This window comes from Pseudomonas moraviensis subsp. stanleyae, assembly GCF_036283065.1.
Lineage (GTDB): Bacteria > Pseudomonadota > Gammaproteobacteria > Pseudomonadales > Pseudomonadaceae > Aquipseudomonas > Aquipseudomonas stanleyae.
In genome coordinates, this window is sequence record NZ_JAADJI010000006.1 from 129,226 (window position 1) to 150,261 (window position 21,036).

18 protein-coding genes and 1 pseudogene are annotated in these 21,036 nt (G+C 61.2%); 10 read left to right on the forward strand and 9 right to left on the reverse strand.

Annotation, left to right across the window (positions count from 1 at the left end; all coding sequences use genetic code 11):
• Positions 1-77: 77 nt before the first annotated feature.
• Positions 78-1,178, reverse strand: a complete 1,101-nt coding sequence (gene gbcB, locus GXB78_RS12280; RefSeq protein WP_329515581.1) for a glycine-betaine demethylase subunit GbcB — start codon at positions 1,176-1,178, stop codon at positions 78-80.
• A gap of 296 nt (positions 1,179-1,474) precedes the next feature.
• Here gbcB and gbcA point away from each other — a divergent pair, with 296 nt between their 5' ends.
• On the forward strand, positions 1,475-2,770 hold the full coding sequence (gbcA, locus tag GXB78_RS12285) for a glycine-betaine demethylase subunit GbcA (protein WP_039757637.1): 1,296 nt from the start codon (positions 1,475-1,477) through the stop codon (positions 2,768-2,770).
• A 929-nt stretch (positions 2,771-3,699) separates the two neighbouring features.
• On the opposite strand, the gene etfB is transcribed toward gbcA, so the two are convergent.
• The 6 genes from etfB to GXB78_RS12315 form a co-directional block, all read right to left on the reverse strand.
• Positions 3,700-4,470, reverse strand: a complete 771-nt coding sequence (gene etfB / locus GXB78_RS12290) for an electron transfer flavoprotein subunit beta (RefSeq protein ID WP_329515582.1) — start codon at positions 4,468-4,470, stop codon at positions 3,700-3,702.
• Between the two features lie 12 nt (positions 4,471-4,482).
• Positions 4,483-5,703, reverse strand: coding sequence for an electron transfer flavoprotein subunit alpha (gene etfA / locus GXB78_RS12295; RefSeq protein ID WP_329515583.1), 1,221 nt, complete (start codon positions 5,701-5,703; stop codon positions 4,483-4,485).
• Entirely contained in the window at positions 5,703-7,652 is a 1,950-nt protein-coding gene (gene dgcB / locus GXB78_RS12300) for a dimethylglycine demethylation protein DgcB (protein WP_329515584.1), read from the reverse strand. The genes etfA and dgcB overlap by 1 nt, the downstream gene beginning before the upstream one ends.
• A 113-nt stretch (positions 7,653-7,765) precedes the next feature.
• Positions 7,766-9,826: a dimethylglycine demethylation protein DgcA gene (dgcA, locus tag GXB78_RS12305; protein WP_064365321.1), complete on the reverse strand. Its 2,061-nt coding sequence runs from the start codon at positions 9,824-9,826 to the stop codon at positions 7,766-7,768.
• Positions 9,827-9,841: 15 nt separating this feature from the next.
• The gene (locus GXB78_RS12310) at positions 9,842-10,372 is read right to left on the reverse strand and encodes a 4-vinyl reductase (RefSeq protein WP_039757633.1); all 531 of its coding nucleotides are present in this window, start codon (positions 10,370-10,372) and stop codon (positions 9,842-9,844) included.
• 103 nt (positions 10,373-10,475) lie between these two features.
• The gene (locus tag GXB78_RS12315) at positions 10,476-11,453 is read right to left on the reverse strand and encodes a dipeptidase (RefSeq protein WP_016772817.1); all 978 of its coding nucleotides are present in this window, start codon (positions 11,451-11,453) and stop codon (positions 10,476-10,478) included.
• A gap of 231 nt (positions 11,454-11,684) precedes the next feature.
• On the opposite strand from GXB78_RS12315, the gene GXB78_RS12320 reads away from it, so the two are divergent.
• The 3 genes and pseudogenes from GXB78_RS12320 to GXB78_RS12330 all read left to right on the forward strand — a co-directional run bounded on the left by GXB78_RS12320 (position 11,685) and on the right by GXB78_RS12330 (position 12,769).
• Positions 11,685-12,086: a lysozyme inhibitor LprI family protein gene (locus tag GXB78_RS12320; protein WP_329515585.1), complete on the forward strand. Its 402-nt coding sequence runs from the start codon at positions 11,685-11,687 to the stop codon at positions 12,084-12,086.
• A gap of 10 nt (positions 12,087-12,096) precedes the next feature.
• Positions 12,097-12,324: pseudogene (locus tag GXB78_RS12325) on the forward strand (helix-turn-helix domain-containing protein); the annotation flags it as partial.
• A 28-nt stretch (positions 12,325-12,352) separates the two neighbouring features.
• Positions 12,353-12,769 carry a DUF3010 family protein gene (locus GXB78_RS12330; RefSeq protein WP_329515586.1) on the forward strand — a complete coding sequence of 139 codons (417 nt, stop codon included), beginning with the start codon at positions 12,353-12,355 and terminating at the stop codon, positions 12,767-12,769.
• A 134-nt stretch (positions 12,770-12,903) separates the two neighbouring features.
• Here the strand turns inward: GXB78_RS12330 and GXB78_RS12335 are convergent, their stop codons facing one another.
• A complete protein-coding gene (locus GXB78_RS12335; RefSeq protein WP_329515587.1) occupies positions 12,904-13,848 on the reverse strand; it encodes a GlxA family transcriptional regulator in 945 nt (314 codons plus the stop codon).
• Between the two features lie 190 nt (positions 13,849-14,038).
• Between GXB78_RS12335 and GXB78_RS12340 the strand changes: the two genes are divergently transcribed.
• The 6 genes from GXB78_RS12340 to GXB78_RS12365 all read left to right on the forward strand — a co-directional run bounded on the left by GXB78_RS12340 (position 14,039) and on the right by GXB78_RS12365 (position 19,640).
• Positions 14,039-14,983 carry a choline ABC transporter substrate-binding protein gene (locus GXB78_RS12340; protein WP_329515588.1) on the forward strand — a complete coding sequence of 315 codons (945 nt, stop codon included), beginning with the start codon at positions 14,039-14,041 and terminating at the stop codon, positions 14,981-14,983.
• A gap of 118 nt (positions 14,984-15,101) precedes the next feature.
• Positions 15,102-15,989: a BKACE family enzyme gene (locus tag GXB78_RS12345; RefSeq protein WP_329515589.1), complete on the forward strand. Its 888-nt coding sequence runs from the start codon at positions 15,102-15,104 to the stop codon at positions 15,987-15,989.
• A gap of 143 nt (positions 15,990-16,132) precedes the next feature.
• A complete protein-coding gene (locus tag GXB78_RS12350) occupies positions 16,133-17,098 on the forward strand; it encodes an L-carnitine dehydrogenase (RefSeq protein WP_329515590.1) in 966 nt (321 codons plus the stop codon).
• Between the two features lie 224 nt (positions 17,099-17,322).
• Positions 17,323-17,799 carry a thioesterase family protein gene (locus GXB78_RS12355; RefSeq protein ID WP_329515591.1) on the forward strand — a complete coding sequence of 159 codons (477 nt, stop codon included), beginning with the start codon at positions 17,323-17,325 and terminating at the stop codon, positions 17,797-17,799.
• A gap of 25 nt (positions 17,800-17,824) precedes the next feature.
• On the forward strand, positions 17,825-18,988 hold the full coding sequence (locus GXB78_RS12360) for a gamma-butyrobetaine dioxygenase (RefSeq protein WP_329515592.1): 1,164 nt from the start codon (positions 17,825-17,827) through the stop codon (positions 18,986-18,988).
• Between the two features lie 388 nt (positions 18,989-19,376).
• Positions 19,377-19,640 (forward strand): hypothetical protein, encoded by a 264-nt coding sequence (locus tag GXB78_RS12365; RefSeq protein ID WP_016772808.1) that lies wholly within the window; start codon positions 19,377-19,379, stop codon positions 19,638-19,640.
• 88 nt (positions 19,641-19,728) lie between these two features.
• Here GXB78_RS12365 and gbdR read toward each other — a convergent pair whose 3' ends face one another.
• The gene (gbdR, locus tag GXB78_RS12370; RefSeq protein ID WP_007949927.1) at positions 19,729-20,832 is read right to left on the reverse strand and encodes a choline metabolism transcriptional regulator GbdR; all 1,104 of its coding nucleotides are present in this window, start codon (positions 20,830-20,832) and stop codon (positions 19,729-19,731) included.
• Between the last annotated feature and the right edge of the window lie 204 nt (positions 20,833-21,036).

A 21,036-nucleotide genomic window follows, 5' to 3' on the forward strand; every position in this document is an offset into this window, starting at 1 on the left:
TAATGCAGATACAACAGCGATAACAATTGCCACGACTTCGTCCGTCATGGCAATCAGCGAGCCTTTACTTTTCTCCATTAAAACTCAATCCGCACATCCCCCTTCGGCACGCTGCAGCACGACAGGATGTACCCTTCAGCCTCGTCTTCCTCGGTAATCCCGCCGTTGTGCTCCATCTCCACTTCGCCACCGAGTTTCAGCACCTTGCATGTGCCGCAGATACCCATGCCGCAGGCTTTTGGAATCATCAGGCCGAGTTTGGCGGCGGCGGCGTGGACGGTTTCGCCCGGTGCCACGCGAATGCTTTTACCAGAGGAGATGAACTCGACCTGATGCAAATCCGCTGCGTCGATTTCCGGTGCATCCGCAGCCTGTTCGGCTTGCTCCACTGCATCGGCACGCGCTTCCGGTGGCGTGGCGCCGAAGGATTCTTCGTGGTAGCGCGACATGTCGTAGCCGGCCACTTCCAGCAGACGCTTGACCGCGTTCATGTACGGGGTCGGGCCGCAGCAGAACACTTCGCGCTCAAGGAAGTCCGGGACCATCAGTTCGAGCATCTTGTGATTCAGGTAACCGCGATAGCCGGCCCAAGGCTCACCGAGGCCGTGCTTTTCACAGATCAGGTGCAGGCTGAAGTTGTCGATCCGCGACGCCATGTGCTCGAGCTCGCGGTGATAGATGATGTCCTTCGGCGAGCGCGCGCTGTGCACAAAGGTCATGTCGACGTTGGCGTTGGTGTCGTAGAACCAGCGCGCCATCGACATGCACGGAGTGATGCCGACGCCGCCGCTCAAGTACAGGACTTTCGGGCTCGGGAAGTCCATGGCATTGAACAGACCGACCGGCCCGTGCACCGCCAGCTCCTGCCCTTCATGCAAGGTGTCATGCAACCAGTTCGAGACCTTGCCGCCCGGCACGCGCTTGATCGTTACCGAAAAGCTGTACGGCACCGACGGCGAGCTGGAGATGGTGTAGGAGCGCATGATCGGCTGGCCTTCGATTTCCAGCTCCAGGGTGACGAACTGCCCCGGCTTGAAGAAGAACAGGATCGGCTGGTCGGCCATAAAGCAGAAGGTGCGCACATCCCAGGTTTCCTGGATGACTTTGACGCAACGGACAATGTGTCGGCCATTGGCCCAGGTCTGGGTGGTGACCGGATTCAGGAAGCTGTTGGACATGCTGTTCTCCACGGCCGACTGTCGGCCTCTTGTCGGCGATTCTGCGTATAGCGCAGACCGTGCGTTTACCTATCCGCGACATTGACATACTTATCGCGACCAGCCCTTGAACACCGGGCCTTGCGCGTCGGGAACAGATTGCACCATGTCGCGCATGGATAAGGTTCGCCCCAGCGCCGGCCCCACACTCGCCCCAACACAAGACGACTTCTTTACACCTTGCGTAGCAACCGTTTTGCAGCACACCTGATCAGCCACTTTCGCCGGCCACGCAGAGGGCCATGAGGATTACATCGATGGACGTCACCGCAAAAATCAGCCTGGGCGATCCGCTGGAACCCGCACGCAAGGCCACCGCACAAATGCTTCAGGAGCGCGAGCGCACTTTTTCGCTGCCACAGCCGTTCTACAGCGACGAGCGCCTGTTCGATATCGATATGCAGGAGATCTTCCAGAAGGAATGGTTGATCGCCGGCATGACTTGCGAGATTCCGGCCAAGGGCAACTACCTGACTCTGCAGATCGGCAAGAACCCGATCATCGTCATTCGTGGTGCCGAGGGTGTGGTGCACGCGTTCCACAACGTCTGCCGCCACCGTGGCTCGCGCCTGTGCACCAGTGAAAAGGGCAAGGTCGCCAAGCTGGTCTGCCACTACCACCAGTGGACCTACGAGTTGGACGGTCGCCTGCTGTTCGCCGGCACCGAAATGGGCGCCGACTTCGACATGAAGCAGTACGGCCTGAAACCGGTGAACGTGAAAACCGCTGGCGGTTACATCTTCATCAGCCTGGCGGAAAACCCGCCGGCCATCGATGACTTTCTGTCGACGCTCAACCATTACATGGAACCGTACGACATGGAGAACACCAAGGTGGCGATCACCACCACCTTGATGGAAAAGGCCAACTGGAAACTGGTGCTGGAAAACAACCGCGAGTGCTACCACTGCAACGCGTCACACCCGGAACTGTTGAAAACCCTGCTGGAATGGGACGACGTCACCGACCCGCGCGCCGATCAGGCATTCAAGGACCACGTCGCCGCGTCCGCCGCTGCCTGGGAAGCGGAAAAGATCCCTTACGCCCACGCCAGTTTCGGCCTGCGCAACCGTATCGTGCGCATGCCGTTGCTCAAGGGCACCGTGTCGATGACCCTCGACGGCAAACAGGGCTGCGCCAAACTGATGGGCCGGATCAAGAACCCGGATCTGGGCTCGATGCGCATCCTGCACCTGCCGCACTCGTGGAACCACTGCATGGGCGATCACATCATCGTCTTTACCGTGTGGCCGATCAGCGCCCAGGAAACCATGGTCACCACCAAATGGCTGGTGCACAAGGACGCGGTGGAAGGTGTCGATTACGACGTCGAGCGCATGCGCCAGGTGTGGGACGCGACCAACGATCAGGACCGTCGTCTGGCCGAGGAAAACCAGCGCGGGATCAACTCCACCGCTTATCAGCCGGGGCCTTACTCCAAGACGTATGAATTCGGAGTGGTCAACTTCGTCGATTGGTACAGCGAGCGGATGTTGAACAACCTTGGGGCTGAGCCTGCGCCTTATCTCAAAGGCGTACCCGTCCAAGGCTGATCAAGATCAAAAGATCGCAGCCTGCGGCAGCTCCTACAGGGGGAATGCATTCCCCTGTGGGAGCGAGCCTGCTCGCGAAGACGCCCTGACCCACGCTACATCTTCCAGCTGATCAATTTCCGATCAACTACCCCTGCCCCCACACCCACCGCGCCTTCCAGCCTTCCGCGAACAAGTTATCCACATACCCGCCCACAGCAAATGGGGGTAACTGTGGATGACTCGAAAATTATCCTGCTGATTTGCGAAGAAAAACCGTGACTTATGCATAAGCATGGTTTCGGAAACCGATTGATTATTTTTTGATCGATTAGCTGTAGACCTCATATTTAAAGGCCTGTAGCAGGCAGCGAACACGTTATCCACAGAAGCGCCAACAGAGATCGGGGGTAACTTTGACTACCCTGTGGAAAAACACTTTTAGCTGGTGAAAAGCGCTGTGACAGCAAGCTTTCTTTACCGCAAAGCCTCATTTGAGCAATAAATGATCAACCCTCTGTAAGCCCTGTTCCATATGGCCTACAGCTGATAGCGAACGTCTTATCCACAGAAGCGCCAACAGAGATTGGGGGCAACTTCTCGATTTATATCGAGGGAAAAGCCCCATAAATCCGTGAGTTACGCTGATCGTTTTTTGATCTTATGGCTGGAAGGCTTGAATGGCGTGGGGTGCGCGGAAGGGCGAACACGTTATCCACAGCTTCGCCAACAGGGATTGTGGGTAAGCCGCTTCCACTCACGCCAACCCTCTCCCAGAGGGAGAGGGGGCCGACCGCGTCGACTGGTGAGGTTACATCGACCTGAAACATTGTATTGATCTCAGGCTTGGCCAGACCAAGGCCACCGCCATGTCGCAGGTCGGTGTACTTGGCCAATTCAACGCGGTAGGTCCCCTCTCCCTCTGGGAGAGGGCTAGGGTGAGGGGCTTTTCAGCGGACAACGCCCTCTTCAATCAGCAACTTCAGAATCGCCTCAGCCCCCGCTTGGGCAGTCACGCCCTTGAGCACCTGCCCACCGCCACCACTGGCCTTGGCCGTCGCAGCCTTCATTCGGTCGGCGCCGCTCTTGGCCTTGATCACCTTCAAGCGCTTGGGCCGTGGCTTGGCCGGTTGCAGTGTGGCGACGGCCAACAATTCGTCCTCCACCACTTCAATGTCATCGGCGGCCAATTCGCCCCGTCGCGCCGGGCCATACGCACTCTGCCGAGGCTTCGGCGCGGCGTTATCCACAGTTGCCAGAAACGGCAATTTGACCTTCAGGCGCCGCCGCTGTCCGCGTGGTAACGCTTGCAGAACCAGCGCCGAGCCGTCATTGATCGATTCGACCTGCGCCAGGCCCACCACCAGCGGCCAGCCCAGACCTTCCGCCAGCAGGAACGGCAACATCCCCGAGCCTTCCCCGGTTTCCGCCTGACTGCCGGTCAGCACCACTTGCGCCCCGGCATCGCGCAGGTACGCGGTCAGCGCCGGCAAGGCATCGGCGCCAGCAGGTTGTTCCAGCACATGCAGCTGTTCCAGGCCCATACCCAGATAGGCGCGCAGTGCCGGTTCGGCGACGTCGCCGGCGTGCAGCACTTGCAGGTTATCCCCGGCCAGTTGCAGACCCAGTTCCACCGCGCGGGCATCCTGATCGGCGCGGCGCGGGCGGCCCGAAGTGGGGTGGGCGCCGATGGAGACGAGGCTGATCACGTTGGTGCTCATAACTGTTTTTCCTTATGCCGCGTCGCGTCGGCCGTCGTTGCGGTAAGCCGCTACCGCCGCGATCAACGCCTGCAGAATCTCTGCGCTTTCGCCGATCACCGAGAGGTCGGCGCGTTTGATCATGTCGCAGCCCGGATCAAGATTGATCGCCACCACCTTGTCGCAGGCACCGATGCCTTGCAGGTGCTGGATCGCCCCGGAAATACCCACCGCGACGTAGACCCGCGCGGTGACCCAGGTGCCGGACGCGCCGACCTGGCGATCCCGAGCCATGAAGCCATCGTCCACCGCCACCCGCGACGCGCCTTCGGTAGCGCCGAGGGCTGCCGCCGTTTCATGAAACAGCGCCCAGTCCTTCACGCCATTGCCGCCGGAGAAAATGAACTCGGCCTCGGCCATCGGAATCGCCGCCGGATCCACCGCCACCGCGCCGAGATCTTCGATTCGCGACAAGCTGCGCGCGACCCTTGTGGATAACTCCACCGGCAACGCTTCGTGTCGGGTTTCGCTGACCGGCTCGGCGCATTCGGCAGCGGCGAGAATCAACCGCGCCACCGGTCGCGCAAGGTCCTGCAATCCGGCACCGGCGCGGCCGATGCACTCTTGATCCTTGACCTGCCAAACCCGCGTGGCCGGGCGCTCGCCCAAGGCTGCGGCAAAGCGCCGGCCGAGTTCACCGCCACCGCTGCGGCTGTCCGGCAGCAACCAGTGACGCGGATTGAGCTGGTTATCCACAGCGCGCAAACCCTGCACCCGTTGTTCCGGTGCATAACCACTGAATTCCTCACCTTCGAGCACCAGCAGGCGATCGACGCCCGCGGTTTCGAAAGCGCTTTCCTTGTGCTCGCCAAAAACGACCGCCAGCACTGCGCCGTCCGTGCCGGCCAGCTGATGAGCGAGGCCGAGCAGATCGCGATCGTGGCTGCTCAGGCGGCCGCCGACCATATCCGGCACCACGCTGATATAGAACGCCGGAGCCGGTACCTGATGCAGCGGCAATTGCACTTCGACCGCGGCCGAGCGTTTGACCGCCCCGCCCTGCTGCGCGCCGCTGCGGTCAATCCGTTTGATGCCGTTAGGGCCGATAAAACCGATGCCGTGCAGATTCTTGCGGATGACGCCATTGGGCCCCATCCAGCTGTGTTGCGCCGGCTGCATCGCCGCGTGCAGCGGATGCAGGCGGTTACGCGCAATCCATTCGGCGCGCGGGTCGCGGCGGATAATGTCGCTCATCAATGCACCTCCGCAGGTTCACGTTTGGCCGGCGTGGCAGGCTTGCTTGGCGCGGCGTCTTCGAGCAGCGCGTCGGCCACCAGTTCGGCGATGTCCTTGATCAGCGGACGCGGTTCGACCACACCTTCGAGCATCGCCGTGCACTGTGGACAACCCACCGCCACCAGTTCGGCGCCGGTTTCGCGGATGTCCTCCATGCGCATGTCGGGGATGCGCTGCTTGCCCGGAATGTCAGTGATCGGCGCGCCGCCACCGCCGCCGCAGCAGCGCGAACGGTAGCCGGAACGTTGCATCTCTTTGACCTCGATGCCGAGGGCACGCAGCACTTCTCGCGGTGCTTCGTACTCACCGTTGTAGCGGCCCAGGTAGCACGGATCGTGATAGGTCACGCTGTTGCCTTTGTGCTGACCGAGGTTGAGCGCGCCGGCCTGAATGATCTCGGCCATGTAGGTGCTGTGGTGCTGCACCAGATAGTTGCCGTCGAAGGCGCCGTACTCGTTTTTCAGCACATGGAAACTGTGCGGATCGCAGGTGACGATGCGGTTGAAGCTGTATTTGGCCAGAGTCTGGATATTGCGCTTGGCCAGCAACTGGAACGTCGCTTCGTCGCCCAGGCGCCGCGCCACATCACCGCTGTCGCGCTCTTCGAGACCGAGCACGGCGAAGTCGATTTTTGCCGCTTTCAGTACTTTGACGAACGCGCGCAAGGTGCGCTGGTTACGCATGTCGAAGGCGCCGTCGCCGACCCAGAACAGCACGTCGGTGGATTTCTGTTCGCTGAGCAGATTGAGGTTCAGATCCGCTGCCCAGTTCATCCGCCCGCCCGGGGCAAACCCGCCGGGGTTGTCGGTGGCGATCAGGTTTTCGAGAACTTCGGCGCCCTTGTTCGGCGTCGCGCCTTTTTCCAGGGTCAGGTGACGGCGCATGTCGACGATCGCGTCGACGTGCTCGATCATCATCGGGCATTCCTCGACGCAGGCACGGCAGGTCGTGCACGACCACAGGGTTTCGGCATCGACCAGACCGTTGACGATCGGTTGATGCGGATTGCCACCATGCTCGCCGATCGGTTTGCCTGGGTACGGGCTGCCGGCGAACTTGGCATCGGTGCCGCCAGCGAGGCCGACGACCATGTCCTGAATGAGTTTTTTCGGGTTCAGCGGCTGACCGGCGGCGAAGGCCGGGCAGGCCGCTTCGCACTTGCCGCACTGCACGCAGGCGTCGAAACCGAGCAACTGATTCCAGGTGAAATCCTTGGGCTTTTCCACGCCCAGCGGCGCATCGGGATTGTTCAGGTCCAGCGGTTTCAAACCGGTCGAGCGCCCACCACCAAAGCGTTCCGGACGACGGTGCCAGGCCAGGTGCAAGGCACCGGCAAAGGCGTGCTTCATCGGCCCGCCCCAGGTCATGCCGAAGAACAGTTCCGACACGCCCCACAGCACGCCAACGCCAAGAATGGCTGCAAGCACCCAACCGCCGAAGTTCTCCGGCAGGATCCCGGCCACCGGCAAGGTCACCAGGAAAAACGACGCCGAGAACGCCAGCAGGCTTTTCGGCAGGCGCATCCACGGGCCTTTCGACAGACGCGCAGGCGGATTGACGCGGCGCAGGTACATGAAGATCGCGCCGACGAACATCACCGCCGACATCAGCAGCAAGGCGTAGCCGAGGATACGGTTATGCAGGCCGAAACCGTGTACCAGAATGGCCAGCACAATCGACGCCACCGCACCGCCCGCCGTGGCGACGTGGGTGTTGGCGATGTATTTGTCGCGCGCCACGACGTGGTGCAGGTCGACCATGTAGCGCTTGGGCATGGCCAGCAGACCGCCGAGCAGATCGACCTTCGCCGCCCGCCCCCGGCGCCACATGTTCATCCGCCGCAACGCGCCGAGGACCGCAAGGCCCAGGGCTGCGAACAACAGGATTGGAAGAAGGGTGTTCAACATCAGAGTCACCTCTGGCGAGCGGCAAGCTACAAGCTACAAGCGGCAAGAAAGAGCAGCATGGATCGGCTGTGCTTTTACTTGCAGCTTGCAGCTTGTGGCTTGCAACTGAGCCGTCAAAAATCCTTACAGAGCCGAAGTGCGTCGTAAATGGCGGCGTGTGTGTTGCGCTGCGCCACGCAGTCGCCGATGCGGAACAGCAAGTAGCCGTCACCCGCCTCGCTCAGCGAAGGCTGCGGCTGGATCGCGAACAGCGCTTCGACGTCGATCTGGCCCTTGTTGCGCGAGCCGTCCTTGAGGGCGTAGTAGATTTCCTCGTCCGGGCGCACGCCGTTTTCGACGACCACCTGATCGACCACCCGCTCCTCTTTCGCACCGGTGTATTCGTTCTCCAGCACCGCGATCAGCTTGTCGCCTTCGCGGTAGACCTTCTCCAGCATCATGTCGCCGGTCATGATCACTTCTTTCGGGTACATGCTGCGGTAGTAGGTCGGGAACGACGTACCGCCGATGGCCACGCCCGGCTTGATGTCGTCGGTGACGATCTCGACCTGGCTGCCCTTGTCGGCGAGGAAGTCGGCCACCGACATGCCGGTGAATTCGCAAATGGTGTCGTAGACCAGCACGTTCTTGCCCGGCGCAACCTTGCCGTCGAGCACGTCCCAGCTGCTCACCACCAGCCCTTCGGCGGCGCCCCAGTGTTCGTTCTGCTCCAGGTACGGATGCCCGCCGACCGCCAGCACCACGACATCCGGACGCAGGTCCATGATGGTATCGGCGTCAGCCGCCGTGCCGAGGCGCAGATCGACTTTCAGCCGCGCCAGTTCCAGCTGGAACCAGCGAGTGATGCCGGCGATCTGGTCACGCTGCGGTGCTTTCGATGCGGTGGTGATCTGCCCGCCGATGAATTCCTTTTTCTCGAACAGCGTGACGTCGTGGCCACGCTCGGCGGCCACGCGTGCTGCTTCCATCCCGGCCGGGCCGGCACCAACGATCACCACTTTGCGTTTCGGCCCGGTGGATTTCTCAATGATGTGCGGCACGCCCATGTATTCACGAGACGTCGCGGCGTTCTGGATGCACAGCACGTCCAGGCCCTGATACTGGCGGTCGATGCAATAGTTGGCGCCGACGCACTGCTTGATCTGGTCGATCTGGCCCATCTTGATCTTGGCGATCAGGTGCGGGTCAGCGATGTGCGCGCGGGTCATGCCGACCATGTCGACGTAACCGCCCTCGAGAATCCGCGTAGCCTGGTTCGGGTCCTTGATGTTCTGTGCGTGCAGCACCGGCACCTTGACCACTTCCTTGATTCCGGCGGCCAGATGCAGGAACGGCTCCGGTGGATAACTCATGTTCGGAATGACGTTGGCCAGGGTGTTATGCGTATCGCAACCCGAGCCGACCACGCCGATGAAATCGAGCATGCCGGTGTCGTCGTAATACTTGGCGATCTGCTTCATGTCCTCGTGGGACAAGCCGTCCGGATGGAACTCGTCACCGCACAGGCGCATGCCCACGCAGAAGTCGTCACCGACCTCGGCGCGCACGGCTTTCAGGACTTCGAGACCGAACTTCATCCGCCCTTCGAAGCTGCCGCCCCATTCGTCGGTGCGCTTATTGACGCGCGGGCTCCAGAACTGGTCGATCATGTGCTGGTGCACGGCCGACAGTTCGACGCCATCGAGGCCACCTGCCTTGGCCCGGCGCGCAGCCTGGGCGTAGTTGCCGATCACCCGCCAGATTTCTTCTGGCTCGATGGTTTTGCAGGTGGCGCGGTGCACCGGTTCACGGATGCCCGATGGCGACATCAAGGTCGGCCAGTTGAAACCGTCCCAGCGCGAGCGCCGGCCCATGTGGGTAATCTGGATCATGATCTTGGCGCCATGCTTGTGCATGGCGTCGGCCAGATTCTGGAAGTGCGGAATGATCCGGTCGGTGGACAGATTGACCGAGCTCCACCATTCCTGCGGGCTGTCGATCGCCACGACGGACGAACCGCCGCAGATGGCCAGGCCGATGCCGCCCTTGGCCTTCTCTTCGTAATACTTGACGTAACGGTCGGTGGTCATGCCACCGTCAGTCGCGTAGACCTCGGCGTGCGCGGTGCTGAGCACGCGGTTGCGGATGGTCAGTTTGCCGATCTGGATCGGTTGGAACATTGCTTCGAAAGCCATGGCACGGTCCTCGGCTTACAACGGCTTGACGATAAACAAGCCGTCATCGTGGCCCTCTTCGGAGCCTCCGTAGACTTGTTCGGCCACAGTACGGATCTTGCTGCCACGGGCTTCGAGGATCTGGTCCATGGCGCCGGCGAACCAGCCGGTGAACATGTAATCGACCTTGCGCCCGACCTTGCCGTAGACATACACGAATGCCGAGTGCTCGAGCTTGACGCTGGCGGTGCCTTTGTCGAGGTCGATGTCCTGGATCTTGAACAGGCCCCAGCCGCGCTGCGAAAGGCGCTTCATGTAGTGTTCGAACACCGCAACGCCTTCCAGGCCGTGACATTCGGCTTCCTTTTCACACCAGTGCCAGGCGGATTTGTAGCCGGCCTTGTAGAGGATTTCCGCATAGGCTTCGGCGCCCAGCACTTCCTCGATGCCCATGTGGTTGTTGACGAAAAAGTGACGCGGCACATAGAGCATTGGCAGGGCGTCGGAGGTCCAGACACCGGTCTCGCTGTCGACTTCGATAGGCAATTGCGGGGCGATCTTGGCCATGGAAACTTAACTCCAGAAAAATTATGGTTCAGTGGTGGCCGCGGCCCTCACCCCAGCCCTCTCCCGCAGGAGAGGGGGCAGTTCGGCGGCGGTCGTGAAAGCGTTATTCGCCCCAGACGTCTTTGAGGACGCTTACCCAGTTCTCACCCATGATCTTGCGCACCACACGCTCGGAATGGCCGCGCTTGAGCAGGGTTTCGGTGAGGTTGGGGAATTCGCCGACGGTGCGGATGCCCAGCGGGTTGATGATCTTGCCGAAGCTGGTCAGGCGGCGTGCGTAGCCCTTGTCGTGGGTCAGGTATTCGAAGAAGTCCTGGCCATGACCCTGAGTGAAATCGGTGCCGATGCCGATGGCGTCTTCGCCAACGATGTTCATGGTGTATTCGATGGCTTCGGCGTAATCGTCGATGGTCGAATCGATGCCCTTGGCGAGGAACGGCGCGAACATGGTCACGCCGACAAAACCGCCGTGGTCGGCAATGAACTTCAGTTCTGCATCGGATTTGTTGCGCGGGTGCTCTTTGAGACCCGACGGCAGGCAGTGCGAGTAGCAGACCGGTTTTTTCGATTCGAGGATGACCTCTTCGGAAGTCTTGGAACCGACGTGGGACAGGTCGCACATGACGCCGACGCGGTTCATCTCGGCAACGATCTCGCGACCGAAACCCGACAGGCCGCCGTCGCGTTCGTAGCAACCGGTGCCGACCAGGTTCTGGGTGTTGTAGCACATCTGCACGATGCCGACGCCGAGCTGCTTGAACACCTCGACATAACCGATCTGGTCTTCGAAGGCGTGGGCATTCTGAAAACCGAAGAGGATGCCAGTCTTGCCCTGCTCCTTGGCACGACGGATGTCGGCAGTGGTGCGCACCGGCATCACCAGGTCGCTGTTTTCGCGGATCAGTTTCTGACTGGCAGCGATGTTGTTCACGGTCGCCTGAAAGCCTTCCCACACCGACACAGTGCAGTTGGCTGCCGTCAGACCGCCCTTGCGCATGTCTTCGAACAGCTCGCGGTTCCATTTGGCAATGATCAGACCGTCGATAACGATGCTGTCGGCGTGTAATTCGGCTGGGCTCATCAGGCGTCCCCTTATTGGCGATTCATGCGCCGAATCGTCTGCCGGCGCTTTGGGGCCAGCATATGCCTCGGTGCCGGGGCGACCGGGTGCAAAAACGACAGGGGAATTGCCGAAAGCGTCAATCCGCGACAAAGGGTCGTCAGCCGCCCTCCTCGGCCGGCTGTTCAAGCCCGCGCGCTTGCGCCAGAATCTGCCGCAGCCTGCACACACCAACGGATTAGAGCGACCCCAATGAAATCGATCTTCCTCGCCCTGGCACTGATTGCGACCGGCGTTCACGCCGCCGAAGAATCCGAGAACAACCCGTGCGACGCGGTGGAAAACGACATCCAGACCCTGGAATGCTCCGCCTACAGCCGCACCACCGCCGAAGACCTGCTGAAGGACAACTACGCCAGCCTCAACGAACGCATGCAGGCCGCCTATGGCAAGAACCCGACGCAACTGGCCGACATCACCGCCAAACTGAAAACCGCCCAGCAGCAGTGGCTGAAAACCCGCGATGCCGACTGCGCGGTGGAAGCGTTCCCGGCGACGTCGGGGAGCAAGGCCTTCACCATTGCGCAGAATGATTGTGTGGCGCGGATGAGTGATGAACGGTCGGAGTTTTTGGAGTCGATTGGGCAGGAATAAACATACAAAGGATAAATCAATGATTCCTCATGAAGTGGTCAGCCATATGGTTGACGGCGCAACACCGATCCGCGCCTGGCGCGAACACCTCAACCTGACGCAGGAAGAAGTGGCGAAGCGCATGGGCATATCGCAACCGGCGTTTGCCCAGCAGGAAACAGTCGCCAAACCCCGCAAGGCCACCCGTGAGAAAATCGCCGCCGCGTTCGGCATCACAGCCAGTCAGCTAGAGCTGTAGGCTGTCCTCTTTATTCAAAGGAATTCCCATGAACATCTGCGGCATTGAAATCAAAGGCAGCGAAGCGATCATCGCCGTGGCTGCGCTCGACGGTTCGACGTTGAGCCACATCCCTCTCGCCACGAAAAAGATTGCTCTGGATGACGATGACGAGACGGCGAACGTGCGGCGGTTTGCGGCGCAGGTGGCGTCGTTTGTGCGGGAGAATTCGGTGGACCGGATTGCGATCAAGAAGCGCAGCAAGAAGGGTGAGTTCGCCGGCGGGCCGACGACGTTCAAGATCGAGGGGGTGTTTCAGTTGCTCGATGGTTGTGAGGTGACGCTGCTGTCGCCGCAGACGATCAACGCGCAGGCCAAGAAGCACAACTTCGAACTGCCGGGGACGTTGAACAAATATCAGCATGAGGCTTACAAGGCGGCGTGCTCGGCGTTGGTGAAGAAATAAGCCTCTCTCAGGCGCCGGAAATTATGTGGGAGCGAGCCTGCTCGCGAATGCAATGTGTCAGGCAATATCAGTGTTGGATGACAGACCGCTTTCGCGAGCAGGCTCGCTCCCACATTGCTTTCATGCAAGCCCATTCAGGCTTGGGCGGTACGGCGGTCTTCGCGAGGGCAGCGGGCGAATTTTGCGCGGTAGCTGCGCGTGAAGTACGACGGTGATTCAAAGCCGCAGGCAATGCTGACTTCGAGCACGCTCATGTCGGTCTGACGCAACAACTGCCGTGCTTTTTCCAGCCTTAACCGCAGATAGAAATTGCTCGGCGTATCGTTCAGGTGCAACCGGAACAAGCGCTCCAGTTGCCGTCGCGTCACCTTGATCGACTCCGCCAGTTGCAGCGTGCTCAGCGGCGGTTCGCTGTGCTGTTCCATCTCGCCGATCACCTGCACCAGCTTCTTGTTGCTGATGCCATAGCGCGTGGCGACTTCCATGCGCTGGTGGTCTTTGCGCGGGCGGATGCGCCCGAGCACAAACTGCTCGCTGACCTGAATCGCCAGTTGCGGGCCGTGGGCCTGGGCGATCAGGTCGAGCATCAGATCAATCGACGCCGTGCCACCGGCCGAAGTGATGCGCCGCCGGTCGATCTCGAACAGCTCCTGCGTAACGCTGAGCTGTGGATAAGATTCCTTGAACGCATCGATCGCCTCCCAGTGCAGGGTCAGGCGATGGCCATCGAGCAGACCCGCTTCGGCGAGGACGAAGCTGCCGGTGTCGATGGCGCCGAGGGTCACGCCTTCCTTGTCCAGCCTGCGCAACCAATGCTCCAGTGTCGGCGTGATGAACTTCAGCGGTTCGAAGCCGGCTACCACCAGTAACGTCGCGCCTTTTTTCAGCGGCTCCAGCGCCGCATCGGCGTTGACCGACATGCCGTTGCTCGCCAGTACCGCGCCGCCATCGGCGCTGAGCACATGCCAGCGGTAAAGCTCGCCACGAAAGCGGTTGGCCACCCGTAGCGGTTCGATCGCGGAGATAAAGCCGATGGCGGAGAACCCCGGCATCAGCAAAAAGTAGAAATCCTGGGACATGGGCGCACTCGGTTGGCGGACGCGTGGCTCGTTGATACGCCGATTGTCGGCGGCGTTCAAGCTTGCAGGTCGCTACAGTGCAAATGCCAGTCGCCGTAGTGCGCTTTCACGGGCGTATAGCTGCGTAACTTGGCCTCACCGGCGCGCAGATGCCGGGAACCACAATAATCGAACTGCCGAGGAACCCGACATGAAACGACTGATCAGCAGCTGCGTTCTTGCACTCAGCGGTACCGCTTTCTTCAGCACCGGCGTGATGGCGGCCGAACCGGCCTCCTGCAAGAACGTACGCATGGGCGTGGTCAACTGGACTGACGTGATCGCCACCAGTGCCATGACCCAGGTCCTGCTCGACGGCCTCGGCTACAACACCAAACAGACCAGCGCCTCCCAGCAGATCATCTTCGCCGGGATCCGCGATCAGCGCCTGGACCTGTTCCTCGGCTACTGGAACCCACTGATGACCCAGACCATCACACCGTTCGTCGAGGCCAACCAGGTGAAAGTGCTCGAGGCACCGAGCCTGAAAGATGCCCGCGCCACCCTCGCCGTGCCGACGTATCTGGCCGAAAAGGGCCTGAAAACCTTTGCCGACATCGCCAAATTCGAGAAGGAATTGGGCGGCAAGATCTACGGCATCGAGCCTGGCTCGGGCGCCAACACGCAGATCAAGGCGATGATCGCCAAGAACCAGTTTGGTCTGGGCAAATTCCAGCTCGTCGAATCGAGCGAGGCCGGCATGCTTGCCGCCGTCGATCGCGCCGTGCGCCGCAAGGAAGCCGTGGTGTTCTTCGGCTGGGCGCCGCACCCGATGAACGTCAACATTCAGATGACCTATCTGACCGGCAGCGAAGATGCCCTCGGCCCGAACGAAGGCATGGCCACGGTTTGGACGGTCACTTCACCGAAATACGCCGAGCAATGCCCGAACATCGGCCGCCTGCTGACCAACCTGACGTTCACCGCCGAAGCCGAGAGCCGGATGATGCAGCCGCTGCTCGATCACAAGGATGCCTTCGAGTCAGCCAAGCAATGGCTCAAGGATCACCCCGAAGACAAGCAGCGCTGGCTCGAAGGTGTGACGACTTTCGATGGCAAACCGGCCGCTGAAAATCTGCAACTGACCAGCAAATAACCTTGCGATCAAAAGCCCCCTCACCCTAGCCCTCTCCCGAGGGAGAGGGAATGTAACGACGCTTCGCAGCCCCGCCACGGGCTGCGAACAGAACCATCACGCCTGAAGGAAACGCACCATGAACCACGACGTCATCATCACCTGCGCACTCACCGGTGCTGGCGACACGACCGCCAAGAGCCCACACGTGCCGGTCACCCCGAAACAGATTGCCGCTGCCGCGGTGGAAGCGGCCAAGGCCGGCGCCACCGTGGTGCACTGCCATGTGCGCGATCCGCAGACCGGCAAGTTCAGCCGTGACGTGGCGCTGTACCGCGAAGTGATGGAGCGCATCCGCGAGGCCGACGTCGACATCATCGTCAACTTGACTGCCGGGATGGGCGGCGACCTGGAAATCGGCGCTGGCGAGAAGCCGATGGAGTTCGGCCCGAACACCGATCTGGTCGGCCCGCTGACCCGTCTCGCCCACGTTGAAGAGCTGCTGCCGGAAATCTGCACCCTCGATTGCGGCACGCTGAATTTCGGCGACGGCGACACCATTTACGTCTCCACGCCGGCACAACTGCGCGCCGGCGCCAAGCGCATCACCGAACTGGGCGTGAAAGCCGAGCTGGAGATTTTCGACACTGGGCATCTGTGGTTCGCCAAGCAGATGATCAAGGAAGGCTTGCTCGACAACCCGCTGTTCCAGCTGTGCCTGGGCATCCCGTGGGGTGCGCCGGCCGACACCACCACCATGAAAGCCATGGTCGACAATCTGCCCGCCGATGCGGTGTGGGCGGGCTTCGGCATTGGCCGCATGCAGATGCCGATGGCCGCGCAAGCGGTGCTGCTCGGCGGCAACGTGCGGGTCGGGCTGGAAGACAACCTGTGGCTGGACAAAGGCGTGCTGGCGACCAATGGCCAATTGGTTGAGCGCGCCACGGAGATCCTCAGCCGCCTCGGTGCCCGCGTGCTCACGCCGGCGGAAGGCCGGAAGAAAATGGGCCTGACCCAGCGCAGTTAATTCGAATTCACCGCCAAACCCTGTGGGAGCGAGCCTGCTCGCGAAGAGGCCGGTACACACGAAGCATCTTCAGCAGCTGAGCCAGCGCATTCGCGAGCAGGCTCGCTCCCACAGGTCATAACCGAACTCTTCAGGACATCACCATGCGCTTTATCACCGAAATAAAAACCTTCGCCGCCCTCGGCAGCGGTGTCATCGGCAGTGGCTGGGTCGCACGCGCCCTCGCTCATGGCCTCGACGTCGTGGCCTGGGACCCGGCGCCCGGCGCCGAAACGGCACTGCGCCAACGTGTGGCCAATGCCTGGGGCGCGCTGGAGAAGAACGGCCTGGCGCCGGGCGCTTCGCAGGATCGTCTGCGCTTTGTCGCCACCATCGAGGAATGCGTGCGCGACGCCGATTTCATTCAGGAAAGCGCTCCGGAGCGGCTGGAACTGAAACTCGATCTGCACAGCAAAATCAGCGCCGCGGCCAAGCCCGACGCATTGATTGGTTCAAGCACTTCGGGCCTGTTGCCCAGCGAGTTCTACGAGAGTTCGACGCACCCTGAACGCTGCGTGGTCGGGCATCCGTTCAACCCGGTCTATCTGTTGCCGCTGGTTGAAGTGGTCGGCGGAAAGAACACCGCGCCGGAAGCTGTCCAGGCGGCGATGCAAGTCTACCAATCCCTCGGCATGCGCCCGTTGCATGTGCGCAAGGAAGTGCCGGGATTTATCGCCGATCGCTTGCTCGAAGCGCTGTGGCGCGAGGCGCTGCATTTGGTCAATGACGGCGTGGCGACAACCGGCGAGATCGACGATGCGATTCGCTTTGGTGCCGGTCTGCGCTGGTCGTTCATGGGCACATTCCTGACCTACACCCTGGCCGGCGGCGATGCCGGCATGCGCCACTTCATGTCGCAATTCGGTCCGGCGTTGCAGTTGCCGTGGACGTACCTGCCAGCGCCGGAGCTGACCGACAAGTTGATCGATGATGTGGTCGATGGCACCACTGATCAGCTCGGTCGCCACAGCATTTCGGCGCTGGAGCGCTATCGTGATGATTGTTTGCTGGCAGTGCTGGAAGCGGTGAAGACCACCAAAGAGAAGCACGGGATGAGTTTCTGCGAGTGATGGTTCCGCTTCAGACCGCTGCCCTCACCCTAGCCCTCTCCCAGAGGTAGAGGGGACCGACCGCGGTGTTTATGCGGGCTGCACCGACCTGAACTATCGAGCCGAACTCGAGTTTTGAAAGGCCCCCGATCTGCTCCCTTTCCCCCTCGCCCCCTTGGGGGAGAGGGTTGGGGTGAGGGGGTTGCTCTTGATCCTAACGACCCGCCACCTGCCGGAACCCAATCATGCCCACACTCACCACCTACCAAACCACCATCATCCCCGACTGGGTCGACTACAACGGCCACCTGCGCGATGCCTTCTACCTGTTGATCTTCAGCTACGCCACCGACGCGCTGATGGATCGTCTGGGCATGGACAGCAGCAACCGCGAGGCCAGCGGCCATTCGCTGTTCACCCTCGAGCTGCACCTCAATTACCTGCACGAGGTGAAGCTCGCCACCGAGGTCGAAGTGCGCACGCAAATCATCGGTCACGACAGCAAACGTCTGCACCTCTATCACAGCCTGCACAAGGTCGGCGATGAGCAAGAGTTGGCCGGCAACGAACAAATGCTGCTGCATGTCGACCTCGCCGGCCCGCGCTCGGCCCCGTTCAGCCCAGACACGTTGCATCGCCTGCAAGCCATCGTCGCTGATCAGACCGACCTGCCCGCTCCCGCTTACATCGGCCGCGTGATCGCGCTGCCACCCGCCCGGTAAATCCCTCCATCGTCAAGGAGCCGCCATGAACACCGCCGTTGCTGTTGCCGATTTTCGTACTTATCCGTTGATCAGCGCGCTACGCGGCGTGCAAGGTCTGGCGGATCGCGTTGTCATCGAATGGGCTGACGGTCGTATCAGCCCGTTTCACCACGTATGGCTGCGCGACAATTGCCCATGTGATCGCTGCGTCTACAGCGTTACCCGCGAGCAGGTCTTCGAAAGCGTCGATGCCGCCGAGGATTTGCACCCGCTGGCCACGCGCATCGACACCCATGGCTGCCTGCGCATCGACTGGCAGGACGGTCACCTCAGCCGCTTCGACCCGGGCTGGTTGCGCGCTCACGCCTATGACGACGAGTCCCGCGCCGAACGCCTGGCCGGCAAACCGCAGAGCCGTTTGTGGCATAGCGATCTGCAGTTGCCAGTGTTCGAGTACGCCGCACTGATGAACGACAACGCTGCGCTGCTGCAATGGTTGCTCGCCGTGCGTGACATCGGCCTGACTCAAGTGCGCGGCGTGCCCACCGAGCCGGGCTCGCTGAAGCTCATTGCGCAGCGGATTTCCTTCATCCGCGAAAGCAATTTCGGCGTGCTGTTCAATGTGCAGTCCAAAGCCGACGCCGACAGCAACGCCTACACCGCCTTCAACCTGCCATTGCACACGGATTTGCCGACTCGCGAGCTGCAACCGGGGCTGCAATTTCTGCATTGCCTGGTGAACGATGCCGAGGGTGGCGAAAGCATTTTCGTCGATGGTTTCGCGATCGCCGACGCCTTGCGGCGAGAGGAGCCGCAGCTGTTTCAGGCGCTGTGTGAAATACCCGTGGAGTTTCGCAACAAGGACCGCCACAGCGACTATCGCTGCCTGGCGCCGATCATTGCTGTGGATGCGCTGGGCCGGGTTGCGGAGATTCGCATGGCGAACTTTCTGCGCGGGGCGTTCGATACGTCGGTGGCGCAGATGCCGTTGCTGTATCGAGCCTATCGACGTTTTATTGCGATGACCCGAGAGCCGCGATTTCGGCTGATGCAGCGGCTCAATCCGGGAGAGTTGTGGTGCTTTGACAACCGCCGCACGCTGCATGCGCGCAATGCCTTTGATCCTGCGACCGGAGCGCGGCATTTCCAGGGCTGCTATGTCGACCGGGATGAGCTGTTGTCGCGGATTCTGGTGTTGCAACGTTGAACCGCGTCATCGTTCTTCGCGAGCAGGCTCGCTCCCACATTTAACCGCATTCCCCGGAATGAACGCGGCCACTGTGGAAGCGAGCCTGCTCGCGAAAGCGTCAGCGGGAACAACCAATCTCTGACTGATTCACAGGCAAAAAAAACTCCGATCAAGCCGTGACAGGATCGGAGCTGAGGAGGGTACTGTTGAGGAGCTGCCAGGCGAGGGTGACCAAACCTTCGTGAAGCGAGCTGGGGCCAGTGTGCCTACTCGCCAAACCAGTCGGTTAGCCGAAAACGACCTGTTCATAGTCGTCCCGGCCACCGCGACAAAACGCCCTTGCCGCGTCCGGTCGGGGCCACCAGAATCGAGCCAAGACCTCCGTTGCCACAGAAGGATTTGCGTAATGATGTACGCCGATTTGATTGACCAGGAAGATCTGTTGGGCCAGCTCAAGGCCTTGGGTATTCAGGTGCCGAGCGGTACCACCGCCGAGCAGGCCTGTGAGTGTGCGGTGCGAGGATTGGATAACGTTCGCGCATTTGAACTGCGCAAGATGGTCAAGGACATGTACACCAGCGGCGCCAGCATCCAGCCGGCGGTGCGCCAGGCGATCGACAAGCAGTTGTTGCCGGCCCTGTCGGATTACCAGCAGTCCCACAGCGCCTGAGAAACCCCTTCGCGAGCAGGCTCGCTCCCACCCTGGAATGCATTCCGACTGTGGGAGCGAGCCTGCTCGCGAAGAACGATGACTCGGTCTACAGCCTCACGCTGGCAAACGTCGACTCATTGCGCGCCTGACTCAGCGCCGACATCGGCCCTGACAGCGGCGACATCACGATCGCTTGCGGCAGCGGCAGCATGGCCACTTGCTGGGTGGTGTTGGAGCCGACGCGCTCGTCACGCGGCGGGATGCCGAAGTATTCGCGGTAGCACTTGGAGAAGTGCGGCGTGGAAACGAACCCACACACCGACGCCACTTCGATGATCGACATCGGCGTCTGCTTGAGCAGTTGCCGGGCGCGGATCAGGCGCAGCTTCAAGTAATAGCGCGACGGCGAGCAGTGCAGGTATTTCTGGAACAACCGCTCCAGCTGTCGACGCGACACTGCGACATACACCGCCAGCTCATCCAGATCGATCGGCTCTTCCAGATTGGCTTCCATCAGCGCGACGATTTCCTGCAACTTCGGCTGGTTGGTGCCGAGCATGTGCTTGAGCGGCACACGCTGGTGATCCTGTTCATTGCGGATGCGCTCGTAGACGAACATTTCCGAGATCGCTGCGGACAATTCGCGACCGTGATCGCGGCTGATCAGGTGCAGCATCATGTCCAGCGGCGCGGTACCGCCGGAGCTGGTGAAGCGGTTACGGTCGAGGGTGAACAGGCGTGTGCTCATGGCCACGCGCGGGAAAGCTTCCTGCATCGCCGCCAGGCATTCCCAGTGCACGCTGCAATCGAAGCCGTCGAGCAGACCGGCGCAGGCCAGCGCCCAACTGCCGGTGCACACCGCGCCAAGACGCTTGGACTGGCGCGCCTGGCTTTGCAGCCAGGAAACGTGCTCACGGGTCACGGTGCGTTGAATACCGATGCCGCCGCAGACAATCACGGTGTCCAGTGGCGGGGCTTTGTGCATGGAGGCGTCGGGGGTGATCTGCAGACCGTCACTGGCCCAGACCTGGCCGCCGTCGACAGTGAGGGTGCTCCAGCGATACAGCTCGCGACCGGACAATTGGTTGGCCATGCGCAGTGGCTCAACGGCGGACGCCAGGGAAATCAGCGTGAAATTGTCCAGCAGCAGAAAGCCGATGGATTGAGGCGCACGGTTCTGGGGTTGGGCCCCGGAGTTGAACGACGTCATCGCGGTATCTCCTCACACAAAGCGGGTGGTGGCCTCAGGCGGAGGCTCTTGTTATTGCCGGCGTTCTCACGAGGGAAGCAGGCTTTGTTATGACAGAGCAATTGCCATGCCTAAAATTGGATGGCCATTCAATAACTCCTGAAAACGACCTCGGGACGTGTCTATACGAGACCTCGGAACCCGGCATTTCGAAGTGCCATCAGG